General features: G+C 71.4%; 14 protein-coding genes and 2 pseudogenes. 9 read left to right on the top strand and 7 right to left on the bottom strand.

The window, feature by feature from the left end; all coding sequences use genetic code 11:
• Positions 1-37 precede the first annotated feature (37 nt).
• Entirely contained in the window at positions 38-1,435 is a 1,398-nt protein-coding gene (locus AB0M88_RS41675) for a serine hydrolase domain-containing protein (protein WP_364111686.1), read from the top strand.
• 13 nt (positions 1,436-1,448) lie between these two features.
• On the opposite strand, the gene AB0M88_RS41670 is transcribed toward AB0M88_RS41675, so the two are convergent.
• A complete protein-coding gene (locus tag AB0M88_RS41670; protein WP_364111684.1) occupies positions 1,449-2,327 on the bottom strand; it encodes a LysR family transcriptional regulator in 879 nt (292 codons plus the stop codon).
• Between the two features lie 74 nt (positions 2,328-2,401).
• Here AB0M88_RS41670 and AB0M88_RS41665 point away from each other — a divergent pair, with 74 nt between their 5' ends.
• Together AB0M88_RS41665 and AB0M88_RS41660 are read left to right on the top strand one after the other, a co-directional pair.
• Positions 2,402-3,178, top strand: coding sequence for an inositol monophosphatase family protein (locus AB0M88_RS41665; RefSeq protein WP_364111682.1), 777 nt, complete (start codon positions 2,402-2,404; stop codon positions 3,176-3,178).
• Positions 3,175-3,777, top strand: a complete 603-nt coding sequence (locus AB0M88_RS41660; RefSeq protein WP_364111680.1) for an NAD(P)H-binding protein — start codon at positions 3,175-3,177, stop codon at positions 3,775-3,777. Before AB0M88_RS41665 ends, AB0M88_RS41660 begins: the two co-directional genes overlap by 4 nt.
• On the opposite strand, the gene AB0M88_RS41655 is transcribed toward AB0M88_RS41660, so the two are convergent.
• Positions 3,772-4,203, bottom strand: coding sequence for a GNAT family N-acetyltransferase (locus AB0M88_RS41655; RefSeq protein WP_364111678.1), 432 nt, complete (start codon positions 4,201-4,203; stop codon positions 3,772-3,774). The genes AB0M88_RS41660 and AB0M88_RS41655 overlap by 6 nt on opposite strands.
• Before the next feature lie 2 nt (positions 4,204-4,205).
• Positions 4,206-5,117 (bottom strand): NAD(P)-dependent oxidoreductase, encoded by a 912-nt coding sequence (locus tag AB0M88_RS41650; protein ID WP_364111676.1) that lies wholly within the window; start codon positions 5,115-5,117, stop codon positions 4,206-4,208.
• A gap of 53 nt (positions 5,118-5,170) precedes the next feature.
• Between AB0M88_RS41650 and AB0M88_RS41645 the strand changes: the two genes are divergently transcribed.
• Positions 5,171-5,593 (top strand): MarR family transcriptional regulator, encoded by a 423-nt coding sequence (locus AB0M88_RS41645; protein ID WP_364111674.1) that lies wholly within the window; start codon positions 5,171-5,173, stop codon positions 5,591-5,593.
• Between the two features lie 43 nt (positions 5,594-5,636).
• Here AB0M88_RS41645 and AB0M88_RS41640 read toward each other — a convergent pair whose 3' ends face one another.
• The 4 genes and pseudogenes from AB0M88_RS41640 to AB0M88_RS41625 form a co-directional block, all read right to left on the bottom strand.
• Positions 5,637-5,993, bottom strand: coding sequence for a VOC family protein (locus AB0M88_RS41640; protein WP_364111672.1), 357 nt, complete (start codon positions 5,991-5,993; stop codon positions 5,637-5,639).
• Positions 5,994-6,091: 98 nt separating this feature from the next.
• Positions 6,092-6,490 (bottom strand): annotated as a pseudogene (locus AB0M88_RS41635) (TIGR03943 family protein); the annotation flags it as partial.
• Positions 6,463-6,723: a hypothetical protein gene (locus AB0M88_RS41630; RefSeq protein WP_364111670.1), complete on the bottom strand. Its 261-nt coding sequence runs from the start codon at positions 6,721-6,723 to the stop codon at positions 6,463-6,465. The gene AB0M88_RS41630 and the pseudogene AB0M88_RS41635, both read right to left, overlap by 28 nt.
• A gap of 105 nt (positions 6,724-6,828) precedes the next feature.
• Positions 6,829-7,746, bottom strand: coding sequence for a permease (locus AB0M88_RS41625; protein ID WP_364111668.1), 918 nt, complete (start codon positions 7,744-7,746; stop codon positions 6,829-6,831).
• A 926-nt stretch (positions 7,747-8,672) separates the two neighbouring features.
• Between AB0M88_RS41625 and AB0M88_RS41620 the strand changes: the two genes are divergently transcribed.
• The 5 genes and pseudogenes from AB0M88_RS41620 to AB0M88_RS41600 form a co-directional block, all read left to right on the top strand.
• Positions 8,673-9,623 carry a metal ABC transporter substrate-binding protein gene (locus AB0M88_RS41620; RefSeq protein ID WP_364111666.1) on the top strand — a complete coding sequence of 317 codons (951 nt, stop codon included), beginning with the start codon at positions 8,673-8,675 and terminating at the stop codon, positions 9,621-9,623.
• 2 nt (positions 9,624-9,625) lie between these two features.
• Positions 9,626-10,357, top strand: coding sequence for a metal ABC transporter ATP-binding protein (locus AB0M88_RS41615; protein WP_364111664.1), 732 nt, complete (start codon positions 9,626-9,628; stop codon positions 10,355-10,357).
• Positions 10,354-11,190, top strand: a complete 837-nt coding sequence (locus AB0M88_RS41610) for a metal ABC transporter permease (RefSeq protein ID WP_364111662.1) — start codon at positions 10,354-10,356, stop codon at positions 11,188-11,190. Before AB0M88_RS41615 ends, AB0M88_RS41610 begins: the two co-directional genes overlap by 4 nt.
• Positions 11,187-12,038: a metal ABC transporter permease gene (locus AB0M88_RS41605; protein ID WP_364111660.1), complete on the top strand. Its 852-nt coding sequence runs from the start codon at positions 11,187-11,189 to the stop codon at positions 12,036-12,038. The genes AB0M88_RS41610 and AB0M88_RS41605 overlap by 4 nt, the downstream gene beginning before the upstream one ends.
• 185 nt (positions 12,039-12,223) lie before the next feature.
• Positions 12,224-12,417 (top strand): annotated as a pseudogene (locus tag AB0M88_RS41600) (IS5/IS1182 family transposase); the annotation flags it as partial.

Here is a 12,417-nt window from a genome sequence, read left to right as displayed (position 1 = left end):
GTCGCTGCCGCTGTGGGCCCGATTGTAGGGTTCCCGGATGCTGCCCCGTTCGACTCCCGCCGCGTCCCTGATGTCCTCCCGTTCGATCGGGGCGCTGCTCGACTGGCTCGAGGCGCGGTCGGTCGAGGGTCACTCCATCATGGTCGTTCGCCACGGTCATGTCGTCGCCGAGGGCTGGTGGGCGCCCTATTCGGCCGACCGGCCGCAGCTGATCTATTCGCTGACCAAGTCGTTCACGTCGACCGCGGTGGGGCTGGCGGTCGCCGACGGGCTGCTCTCGCTGGACGACCGGGTGGTCGACGTGCTGCCCGATCAGGTGCCGGACGACGTCTCGGAGCAGGGCCGCCGCATCACCGTTCACCACCTGCTGTCCATGACGAGCGGGCACCCCGGGGACAGTCTCGAGGAGGCCTGGCGGCTCGAACCGGGCGATCTGGTGAGGGGCTTCCTGCGGGTGCCGTTCGCCGACGCCGAGGGTGTCCGGCACGTCTACGACAACGCGACCACCTTCCTCCTGGCCCGGATGGTCGAGCGGGTCACCGGCCGCCGCCTGGAGGATCTGCTCGACGAGCGGCTCTTCCATCCGATGGGCATCGACCACGCCGAGTGGGACCGGGTGGCGAGCGGCGCCGCGTTCGGATTCCACGGGCTGCATCTCACGACCGAGGCGGTCGCCGCCTTCGGTGAGCTGTTGCTGCGCGGCGGCCGGTGGGGCGACCGCCAGCTCGTCCCGCGCGACTGGGTGGAGCGGGCGACCAGCAAGCACATCGACATCCCGCCGGCCGACGACGACGCGGCGCGCGGCTATGGCTACCAGTTCTGGATGTCCAGCCACGGTTACTACGGTGACGGCGCCTATGGCCAGCATTGCGTGGTGATTCCGTCGCTCGATCTGGTGGTCGCGGTGACCAGCGCCAACACGCAGACTTCGGCGGTGCCCGACGCGATCTGGGATTGCCTGAGCCCGGGCATCGACCGGCCCGACAGCGCCCACGACGACGAGGTCCTCGCCGACCGGCTGCGCCGGCTGTCCTGTTCGCCGGTGCCGGGTTCGGCCGATCCGTCCCGTTCGGTCAAGGCGACGCTCGACGCCTCCGCCGCGGATTCGGCTCTGCCCGACGGGATGACGGTGGTCGTCGACCCCGTCGACAGTGGATGGACGCTGCGATTCGGGTCGTCGTTCACGGTGGAGGCCGGCTTCGGCGCGTGGCGGGAGAGTTCGCCGCTCGGCCGCCCGGTGGTGGCGACCGGCGCCTGGCAGGGCGGCACGTTCGTCGCCGAGCTCTGGGTCATCACCACCCCGCACCGGGTCCGGCTGGCGGTCGACGCCGACGCGGGCACAGCGGTGGCGACGTGGAGCACCGTGCCCCTGACCGGTCCCCAGCTGGAGTTGCATCTGCGGTCCCCGCTGATGACCCGGCCCGACGTCGCCTAGCACAGGCACATGGTCAGAGGGCGGCCCGCGCCTCACCCCGCAACCACGCGTGCGCCGGGTCGCTGTCGTGCCGGTGGTGCCACGTCATGACGACCTCGACCGGCGGCAGGTCGACCGGGGCCGTCCGCGTCACCACCCCGAGCCGCGACGCCAGGGGCCCGCACACGCGCTCCGCGACGACCACCACCACGTCCGATCCGGCGACGACGTCAAGGGCGGCCGCGCTGGTCGGCAACGCCGCCAGGACACGCCGCTTCAGGCCGCGGGCGGCCAGGGCTTCATCCAGTACGCCGTGCAGCCGCCCCCGCCGCGAGATCGTCACGTGGTCCAGCTCGGCCAGCCGCTCCAGGGTCAGCCGCCGCCCGGCCATCGGGTGTCCGCGCCGCAACGCCAGCACCATCCGGTCGCGGCCCAGCACCTCGTAGGAGATCCCGGTCCGGTCGGGAACGGTCGAGCCGAGCTCCAGGTCGACGTGTCCGCGGGCCAGGTCGGGCCGATCCGTGTCGGTTTCGGCCAGCAGGCTGACTTTGACGAGCGGTGCCTTCGTCCGCAGCGAGGAGGTCAGTGGCGGCGCCAGCGCACCCAGCAGCGCGTCGTGCCCCCGCACCGTGAAATGCCGGTCGAGTGTCGCCAGATCCAGTTCCTGGGGCGGCGTCAGCACCGCCGAGGCCCGCCGCACGAGTTCCCGCGCCTCGTCGCGCAGCTCCAGGGCCCGCGCGGTCGGCACCATCGAGCGGCCCGACCGCACCAGGATGTCGTCGCCGGTGGCCCGCCGGATGCGGGCGAGCGTGCGGCTCATCGCCGGCGCGGACAGGTTGAGCCGTTCGGCGGCGGCGGCCACGCTGTTCTCCTCGAGCAGCGCGTCCAACGCCACCAACAGATTCAGGTCCACATGCACCACGGTAAACGATGGCCTACCAAAGATGCACTGGACGTCATGTGCCAACCGCTCCTAGCGTCGTCGGCATGACGAATCTGCTGCCGGCGGTCACCACCGCCGCCCGCGAGGCGGGCGCCCGGCTCCTCGAGCTCTACTCGCCCGGCGCGCGCCCGCCGGGCCGCGACGACATGTTCATCGCCGGTCACCGCAACGAGGACGCCGCCGGGCCGCCGCTGCGGGCGGCGCTTGCTTCCGTACGCCCGGAGGCCCGGTGGGTGGAGGACGACGACGAGGCGCGGCCGCTCCCGGACGACGGCGAATGGTGGGCGGTCGACGCCGTCGAGGGCAACGTCAACCACGTACACGGGTTGCCGGAATGGTGCGTCAGCATCACCCTGCTCCGCGGTTTCGAACCGGTCCTGACCGTCGTCCACCAGCCGGTCGGCGACCACACCTGGACCGCCGTGCGCGGTGGCGGCGCGTTCCTGGACGGCCACCGGCTCCGCGCCTCGGCGAAGACGGCCCTGAACGCCGCGATCACCGTCACCGGCCAGGCCGAGGCCGCTCAGACCGGCACCTACCACCGCCTGGGCGACTCCATCACCGCGATGCTGGCCGAGGCCCTGATGGTCAAGGCGACCGTCCCGTCCACGTTCCCGATGCTGCTGGTGGCCGGTGGCCAGAACGACGTCTTCTGGCAGTTCGCTCCCGTCCTCCCCGGAGTGGCGGCCGGTGCCCTGCTGATCGGCGAGGCGGGCGGCGTGGTCACCCGCGTCGACGGCCGCCCGTGGCGCCCCGGCGACCCCGACATCCTGGCCACCGCGCCGGGCCTGCACCGGGCCGCCGTGGACGTCCTCTCGTGAACATCACCGTGCTCGGGGCGACCGGGCTGACCGGGCGTGAGCTCGTACGGCAGGCGCTCGCGCGCGGGCACGTCGTGACCGCGGTCGCCCGTGACCCGGCGAAGCTGGACGTCGAAGGGGTGCGTCGCGCGGCGGGCGACGTACGGAATCCGGAAAGCATGACCCACGCCCTGGCCGGCACCGAAGTGATCGTTTCCGCCCTGGGGGTCGCCAAGGGCGAACGCCCGGGCGTCCTCACCGCCGGCGCCCGGGCCGTCGTGGCCTCGGGAGCCGGCCGGGTGGTCTGGCTCGGTGCCTTCGGAGCCGGCCCGTCGGCCGCGGCGGCCGGCCGGCTGACCCGCACGCTGCTGAAGGCGATGGGCGACCGCCTTTCCGACAAGGTCACCGCCGACGCGGCGATCCTCGCGGCCGGCGGCACCGTCTTCCACGCCGGGCCGCTGTCGCTGGGCCCGCTGGGCCCCGGCCGCCGCACGGTCGGGCTGGAGGACGCCCCGCGCCGGCTGTTCCCGGCCCGCGTGAGTCGGGCAACGGTGGCCGCCGCCATGCTCGACGAGGCCGAGTCGCCGCGGTTCGCCGGCCGGGTGGCGATTCCGCTATAGGTCCTTCCAGAACCGGCCGGCACGGTCGCAGATGTCGGCGAACCCCAGCCGCCGGTAGAAGGCGTGGGCATCGTCGCGCCGCCGGGAGCTGGTCACCTCGATCGCGTGGCAGTCCCACGAGCGGGCCAGCTGCTCGGCGGCCCCGATCAGGCGGCGGCCGGCCCCGGTCCCGCGGGCGCCGGCCGTGACGACCAGGCTCTCGATGCGCAGCCAGCGGCCGTCGCGCTCGAGGTGGGGGATGGCGTGGACCGACATCGACCCGACCACCCGGCCGTCGTCGGCGGCCAGGAGCACCCGGCTGTAGGGCTCGTTCAGCCAGTTCTCCAGGCGTTGCCGCACCTCGGCCGGGGTCGACGGGTAGCCGAGCTCGTCGAGCAGCCCGGCCACCGCGGCGGCGTCTTCCGGCTGCACCTCACGTACGTCCATGATCAGGATGCTAGGAGTTGGTCCAAATAGTCGGCTGTCGCGCGCCCGACGTCGTACGCGGGCTCGTAGCCGGTCGCCTCCCGGAGCCGCGTGATGTCGAGGTGGAGCGGCATGTTGTTACGACCCTCCGGCAGATCCACCCGCGCGTCCGGGACGACCCTCCTGATCGCGGCGATGACCTCGGCGTTGGTCGTCGGCCGCCCCGACCCGACGTTGTAGACCCGGTGGTCGAGGCGGCCGGCGAGTTGCAGCAGCGCCAGCGCCCGGCCGGCGTCCTTGACGTAGCACAGGTCGCTCGCGTCCCCGGCCAGCGGCGGAGTCACCAGCCCGGAGAGGTCCGGTTCGCGTCCCGCGGCGGCGGCCAGCACAAGATGGCCGGCCGCCGCGAACGGACCGGGACGCCTGCCCGGCCCCCAGATGGCGCCGATCCGGTAGTTGACGATCTCCAGTCCGGTCGCGTCGCCGAGGTAGGCGCTCAGCAACTCCCCGATCTTCTTGAACGCCGGAATGACGTGCGGCGCGTCCATCGTCAACGGCATGTCCTCGGTCAAGGCGCCCTCGGTCGCGACCCCGCCATAGACCCCGATCGTGCTGGCCACCCCCACCCGGCGTACGCCCCACTCCTGCGCCGCCCGGACGACGTTGAACAATCCGCCGAGCCCGCGCCGCGCGCCCTCGACCGGCGGCGCGGCACCCGGCGGCCACGGCATCGAGCCGGCGAGATGCAGGATCCCGCTGATCCGATGACGCTTCCCGACGTCGAGCAGCGCCCCCAGATCGCCGACATCGACCTGCTCGACGAGCGCCGACGCCGGCCGGCTGCGCTGCACGACGACGCACTCCTCGCCCAGCTCCCGCAACGCCCGCACCGTGTGCGAACCGATAAACCCCAGACCACCGGTCACCAAAATCATCAGGCCCTCAAATCATCAGCAATACTGACGATCAGGCTAGCCGCTATGATCCGATGGTGTCGAGTGCCAGCAGCCGCCTGGGCTACCTGTTCAAACACGCGCAGCAGCGCATGGCCCAGCTCAACGCGGCCGCGCTCGCCCCCTACGACATCAACGGCCGCGAGCTGGCGGTCCTGCTCGTCCTCAGCGACCACGAGCCGCCGTCCCAGCAGCAGGCCGCCGACCGCCTGGGCGTCGACCGCACGACGATGGTCGCCCTGCTCGACGCCCTGGAAACCAAGGGGCTGGTCACGCGGCGCCCCCAGGCCGGCGACCGGCGCCGCAACGTGGTCGAGCTGACGCCGAAGGGCCAGCAGGTTCTGCATGACGCCACCGCCGCCAGCGACCAGGCCGAGCGCGAATTGACGTCAGCACTCACGAAGCAGGAAGCCCGGCAACTCCGCACACTGCTCCAGGCCATCGTCGAAGAAAGCTAAGACCGGCTGGGTGGCTCCTCAGAGGCCTGCCTGGCGGTGTCTATCACTCCAGACAGAGGCAGAAGGGGTGACCGGCCGGGTCCAGGAAGACTCGGAAGGACGTTCCGGGCTGGTCGGGATGCTTGGTCGCACCGAGCTCGATCACGGCGGCCTCGGCGGCATCGAGGTCGTCGACGAGCATGTCGAGGTGCATCTGCTGGGGCCGCTCCTGGCTCGGCCACGTCGGCGGGGTGTAGTCAGCCACCTGATGGAAGGCGATGCACTGGCCGTCCTCGGGGCAAGCCGAAGCCCGGTCGCCGAGAACGTCGACCTTCCAATCCAGCATCGCGCCGTAGAACCGGGCGAGCGCGCCAGGATCGGGGCAGTCGACAGCGATGAGCGGCAAGCGGGCGATGGCCATGCCGGCCAGGATATCGACGACCGCGGTTGGCGTACGCCCGGCTGTGGCGGCTCTGAGATCTGCTGCCGGCTCTTGACCGTCACATAGGCCACGTCCGACTTGCTGACCGGATCCTTCCCGATCCGCGTGCTGTACGTCCCGACCACCTGCACCCAACTGCCGGCCACCGCGTCGACCGCGACCGGCCCGCCGAGCCCGATCTTGATCGGCCGTCCATCGGCCGCGCAGCACGTCAGCACGATCCGGGCCAGCATCGGATGCCCGTCGGACCCCTCGGTCACGAACCCGGACATCTCGAGCGTCCGCCCGTCGAGACTCTTCCCGCCGTCGAAAACAGCCCTCGACGCGTAGTCCAGCAGCCCGATCTGGGCCGGGTCGCCCGCCGGCAGCGCCGGATAGTTCGAGTCACCCGACTGCAAAGCCACGCTGCCCGCCTGGCCGGCCGAGTAGGCCCCGAGCGCGGGCGGCGTCACCAGCAGCAGCCCGAGCGCCGACAGGACCAGCAGCCAGCCGACCTTGGGTTCATGATGCCCATGGCCGTGCCCGTCGCCGAAGCCCGCAGTTCATACCAGATGGTCATCACCGCGGCCGCGACCAGCAGCACCCCGGCGACGACCAGACAGGGCTTCAACCCCGCCTTCACATAGCGCAGGAAGACATCGGTCAGCGTGACCTTGAGCAACGATCCGCCGAACAGCAGCATCACGACCGCCTGGCTCAGCTTGCTCACCGCGGCACCGCCCGTCCTCCCGCCGCTCCAGCCGCGATCGCCTGGCTCAGCTTGCTCACCGCGGCACCGCCCGTCCTCCCGCCGCTCCAGCCGCGATCGCCCCGCTCACCGCAGCACCGCCCCGAACCCGGCCCCGACCACGATCACCGCAACGAGCGTGGCCGGCGCGAACCGGAACGCGAACCGCCGCCCGAACATCCCGGCCTGCATGGCGATCAGCTTGAGGTCGACCATCTGCCCCACGACCAGGAACACCAGCCGCGACGTCAGCGAGAACTGCGACAGCGACGCCGCCACGAACGCGTCGGCCTCACTGCAGATCGACAGCAGCACCGCGAGCAGCGCCAGCGCGATCACCGAGACCACCGGCCGCCCGGCCACGCTCTGCAGCCACGACCCGGGCACGAGCACGTTGATCGCCGCAGCGGCGGCCGCCCCCACCACGAGGAAGCCGCCCGCGTGCAGAATGTCGTGCCGGCAAGCCGACCAGAACGCCCGCCACCGCGACAGATCGTCGAGATCGGACCGGTGCGGCAACTTGATCCATTCCTGCCGCATCCACAACCAGCCCATCCCCACCGCCACGACCAGGCCGGCCACGCCCCCCCGATCGCCATCTCGGGTCGTCCCGGGAACGCCACCACGGTCGCCGTCAACACGATCGGATTGATCGCCGGCGCCGCGAGCAGGAACGCCAGCGCCGCCGCCGGCGTCACCCCGCGCCGGATCAGCGACCCCGGCGATCGGCACACTCCCGCACTCGCAGCCCGGCAGGACGACCCCGGCCAGCCCCGCCGCCGGCACCGCCAGCCCCGGATGCCGGGTGAGCGCCCGAGCCCAGAACGCCTGCGGCACGAACACGGCGATCACCGTCGACAGCACCACCCCGAACACGAGGAACGGCGCCGCCTGCACCAGCACCGACACGAACACCGTGGTCCACGTGTGCGCCCGCGGCCCGGAAACCAGCCCGCCGAGCGGCCCCCGGAACACCACCAGCACGGCCAGCCCCGCCGCCAGCACCTCAAGCGCCCGATCCGCCGCCGCTCGGGCGGAACGGCCTCGGGCGCCGAGGGCGGCAGCGCCACCCTTTCGATCACTTCCGGTGGGTTCACTCAAAGCTCCAGTCGGCTGGCATTCGCCACCCCAAAATACCGGTCCGGCGGCCGGCGCTGCCTTTATCCACAGGCCCTTTTCCGTACGGCGTGCCGGCGCGCGCCCATATCCACATGCGCGTAATCGCACTTGACGCAGCCCAGTGTTTCGCCGCGACTCCAACGCGCCGAGCCAGCTGAATTCCGCAAGTCGATGGCTTGTTCCGCGCTGTGGACAACAGCGAAGAATTGTCGTACCGGGCTGCTTAACTCGACCCCTCCCACAACAGGGGCGGGGCGGCGGGAAGGCGACCCAACGGGACCGGCGCCGGGTGGTGGGAGGGCGACCCAACAGCATTGGCGGAGACGGTGGGTGAGCGACTCAAACAGCAGTGGCGGCTGGCGGCGAGGGAGCGTCCGAAACAAGGGTCGCGGCAGGCAGTGAGAAGCGGCCCAATCCGGGCGGCCAGCAGGAAACGGAGGGAAGAGGAGATGACTGCCATCAGCAGCCGCTCACCGCACCGAGCCTCACCACAGCTCTGCTCGCGACGGCGCAATGCCGCCACAGCCGGGCGTCGCCACAGCCGGGCGTCCCCGCCGCATCCCGCTGGCCACCTCTTAGATCCGGCCACAGCTCGGCCCAGTGCACCCCACGCCGACCCTCTCCGAGCCCAACGCATATTCGAAACCTCGACCGTCGACATCGGTGACGCCCATATCGGCCGGTGACGCCGCCACCCACCTCCCCTCGGAATTCCGGGCCAGAATTGCGAAGTAGCGATATGCGAATACCCCACTCACATAGTCATCTCGCCATTAGACGATAATTCTTGAAAACGATTATCGTTCCGTCTCGTGATACGCACGGGAAAGACAAGGAACACCCTGCTGCTCGGCGCGGCCCTGGTTCTCGGCCTGGCCGGATGCGGCGATGCCGGAAACAAGGCCGACGCCGCTCCCGGGTCCGAAAAGCTCGCCGTGGTCGCCACCACCCCTCAGGTGGCCGACTTCGTGCGGAACATCGGTGGCGGCGACGTGGCCGTCACCCAGATCATCGAGCCGGGCGTCGACCCGCACGAGTACGAACCGACGCCGGCCGACATTCAGGCGATCGGTCAGGCGAAGCTGGTCGTGAAGAGCGGCGTCGGCCTGGAACGGTGGCTCGATCAGACGATTCAGTCGGCCGGGTTCAGTGGGCCGGTCGTCGATTCCAGTCTGGGCGTTCCGCTGCGTCAGGGCGAACCCGGCGACGACGAGATGAAGGACGGCGACCCGCACATCTGGCACGACCCGCGGAACGCCAAAATCATGGTGGCGGACATCGAGAAGGGTCTGGCCGGCGCCGATCCGGCGCATTCGAGCGCGTACGCCCGGAATCTCGCCGCCTATGAGTCGAAGCTCGACCAGTTGGACGCCGGCAACGTCGCCGCATTCGCCAAGCTTCCGGCCGATGACCGCAAGCTCGTCACCAACCACGACGCCTTCGGCTACTACGTCGACCGCTATCATCTGCAGTTCGTCGGTTCGGTGATTCCCAGCATGGATACCTCGGCCGAGCTGTCGGCGAAGCAGCTCGACGGCCTGGTCGCGAAGATCAAGGCGACCGGCACCAAGGCGATCTTCACCGAGAGTTCGCTGCCGCCGAAGACCGCCGACGCGATCGCCCGGCAGGCCGGGGTCAAGGTGATCGGGGGCGACGACGCCCTGTACGGCGACAGCCTCGGACCGGCCGGCAGCCCCGGCGCGACCTATCTGGGCGCCGAGGAGCACAACACGCAGGTCATCGTGTCCGCGCTGGAAGGCTGACCATGCCGGTCCTGCGCTACGCGGAGGTGCGCGTCGGGTATCGCGGCCACCCGGTGCTCACCGGCGTCGACCTTCAGGTGGCGGCCGGCGAGCGGCTGGTCCTGGTCGGCCCGAACGGGGCCGGCAAGTCCACGCTGATCAAGTCGGTGGTCGGGCTGGCCGACGTGCTCGGCGGCACCGCCGCGGTGCCGGACCGGGAGCAATGCGGCTACGTCCCGCAGGTCGGGGAGCTCGACGCGAGCTTCCCGGTCACCGCCTTGCAGGTCGTGCTGATGGGCCGCTACCGGCGGATCGGCTGGTGGCGCCCCACCCGAGCGGCCGACCGCCGGGCCGCGCGGGAGGCGCTCGACCGGGTCGGGCTGTCCGACGAGGCGGGACGCCAGTTCGGGGTGCTCTCGGGCGGGCAGCGCCAGCGGGTTCTGCTCGCCCGGGCGCTGGCCGCCGAGCCCCGGCTGCTTCTGCTCGACGAGCCGTTCAACGGCATCGACGTCGTCAGCCAGGAGTCGATCCTCGGGGTGTTGCGCGCGGTCACCGCCGCCGGCACGGCACTGGTGTTGAGCACCCACGATCTCGCGCTCGCCCGCGATCTGGCCGATGTGGTCTGCCTCGTCAACGGCCGCCAATGGGCGGCCGGACCACCGGGGGTCACGCTCACCGCGGACACTCTTTCCCGGGCGTACGGTGGTCAGGCCATCGACCTCGCGAACGGCCGCACCGTCCTGGTGGAGCCGTGATCGCGCCGTTCGCCGTACCGTTCATGGCCCGGGCCCTCGCCGAGCTGGCCCTTCTCGCCCTGGTCTGCGGCCCGGTCGGGGTTTTCGTCTTCGTCCGCCGGTTGTCGTTCGTGTCCGACGCGCTCACCCACACGGTGTTTCCCGGTGTGGTCATCGGGTTCCTGGCCGGCGGCCTCGACGGGCTGGTGCTCGGCGCGCTGGTCGCCGCGCTGGTCACCGCGGTCGTGCTGACGCTGCTCGGCCGGGGGCGGACGCTGTCCGACGACGCGTCCACGGCTGTGGTGCTGACGGCCATGTTCTCGGTCGGTGTCGCGCTTGTGTCGCGCCAGGCGACGTACACGTCGGATCTGACCGCCTTCCTGTTCGGGCGCATCCTGACGGTGAGCCCGCAGCAGCTCGCCGAGACCGCAGCCCTGGCGGCGGTCATCCTGGTCATGCTGGCGTTCGCCGCCCGCGCGCTGCTGTTCCGCGCCTTCGACCCGGCCGGAGCCCGGGCGGCCGGCTTCCGGATCGGCCCGCTCGACCTCTGGCTCAACGTGATCGTCGCCCTCGTGGTCGTCGCCGCGGTGCGGGCGGTCGGCACGATCCTGGTCGTCGCCCTGCTGATCGTGCCGGCCGCCGCGGCCCGCTCGGTGACCCGCCGCCCGGCCGCGATGGCCCTGGTCGCGAGCGTGCTGGTCGTGCTCAGCGGCTACGGCGGCCTGCTCGTCAGCTGGATCGCCTCGGTCGACCACGGCATCGCCCTGACCTCGGCCTCGGCGGTCGTGCTGCTGCTGGTCGCCTTCTACCTGGTCCTGCTGCCGTTCGCGCTGCGGCGGGAGGCCGTCTCGTGAGCTGGTGGGATGACGCGGTCCACCGCGCGATCGTCGAGGTGGTGCTGGCGGGCGCGCTGGCCGGCATCGTCGGCGTGCAGGTCGTGCTGCGCCGGTTGTCGTTCTTCACGATGGCGCTGACCCATGCGACGTTCCCCGGGGTGGTCGCCGCCACCCTGCTCGGCGTCGACGTGCTGGCCGGCGGCATCGTGGCCGGGGCGGTGGTGGCGCTCGGTGTTGCCGCACTGAGCCGCCGTCCCGGCCAGAACGCCTCGGCCGCGACCGGCGTGCTGCTGTCGGCCGGGTTCGCGCTCGGGGCCGGCCTGGTCGCCACCCGCAGCGGCTTCAGCCGCGACCTGTCCTCCCTGCTGGTCGGCTCGATCCTGACCGTGAGCGGCTCCGACCTGCTGGTCACCGCCGCCGCCGTGGTCGTCGTGACGGTCGTCCTGGTCGCCTGCGCCCGCCCGTTGACCTTCGTGGGCTTCGACCCGACCGGTGCCCGCGCGGCCGGCTTCCGCACCGGCGCCTGGGACGTGGTGCTGCTGCTGACCATCGAGGTCGCGGTGGTCACGGTCGTCCCCGCGGTCGGCACGATCCTCGCGATCGCCCTGATCGTCGCCCCGGCGGCCGCCGCTCGCCAGTGGACCTCACGCCTACCGGCGATGACCACCCTGGCGGTCCTCTTCGCGGCCGTCGGCGGCCTCTCCGGCCTGTACGCCTCGTCGCGCTGGAACATCGCGGCCGGCGCCGCGATCGCCCTGACCGTAACCGCGATCCTGCTCGCGTCGTCGGCCGCACGCTGGGCCGTGACCGCTACAGGCGCCTCCCGTCACCCCGATCCCGCCCGAACCCCAGCGGCTTCAAGATGATCGCAACGGCCGTCGTCTCGTGCGCCCTCCCACCGCTCCCGGCACCGCCACGGACAGGGCGGACCGAAGGCGCGTTTCAGAAGTAGTGGCTGGTCTGAAGGTCACGGCGTGGCGGTGATCGATAACTGAAGAGGTCTCCAGTTTCTGGTTCTGCGACCAAGCAGGAACGTCATACCGCAGACCTCGTGGCCACCTTAGCGGTGACGAGGCGCCCTGACCTGACCGACAGGCAGTGGGTTGTGCTGGCGCCGCTGCGGTCTGCCCCGTCGACAGGTCGTCCGCCGAAGTGGGAGAAACGACAGGTGATCGACGGGATCCGCTGGCAAGCCCACGGCGACGCCCAGGGCAGGATCGACTGGACGGTCAGCGTGGACTCGAT

It is taken from the genome of Actinoplanes sp. NPDC051411 (assembly GCF_040682075.1).
In the GTDB taxonomy this organism is placed as follows: domain Bacteria; phylum Actinomycetota; class Actinomycetes; order Mycobacteriales; family Micromonosporaceae; genus Actinoplanes.
The sequence above is the reverse complement of the archived record's forward strand: the minus strand, read 5'-3'. Positions and strand labels throughout refer to the sequence as shown.

Coding starts and splice junctions, on each gene's coding strand:
- AB0M88_RS41675 (WP_364111686.1), top strand. CDS start 38: ATGCTGCCCCGTTCGACTCCCGCCGCGTCCCTGATGTCCTCCCGTTCG.
- AB0M88_RS41645 (WP_364111674.1), top strand. CDS start 5,171: ATGGTGTCGAGTGCCAGCAGCCGCCTGGGCTACCTGTTCAAACACGCG.
- AB0M88_RS41650 (WP_364111676.1), bottom strand. CDS start 5,117: ATGATTTTGGTGACCGGTGGTCTGGGGTTTATCGGTTCGCACACGGTG.
- AB0M88_RS41665 (WP_364111682.1), top strand. CDS start 2,402: ATGACGAATCTGCTGCCGGCGGTCACCACCGCCGCCCGCGAGGCGGGC.
- AB0M88_RS41615 (WP_364111664.1), top strand. CDS start 9,626: ATGCCGGTCCTGCGCTACGCGGAGGTGCGCGTCGGGTATCGCGGCCAC.
- AB0M88_RS41640 (WP_364111672.1), bottom strand. CDS start 5,993: ATGGCCATCGCCCGCTTGCCGCTCATCGCTGTCGACTGCCCCGATCCT.
- AB0M88_RS41655 (WP_364111678.1), bottom strand. CDS start 4,203: ATGGACGTACGTGAGGTGCAGCCGGAAGACGCCGCCGCGGTGGCCGGG.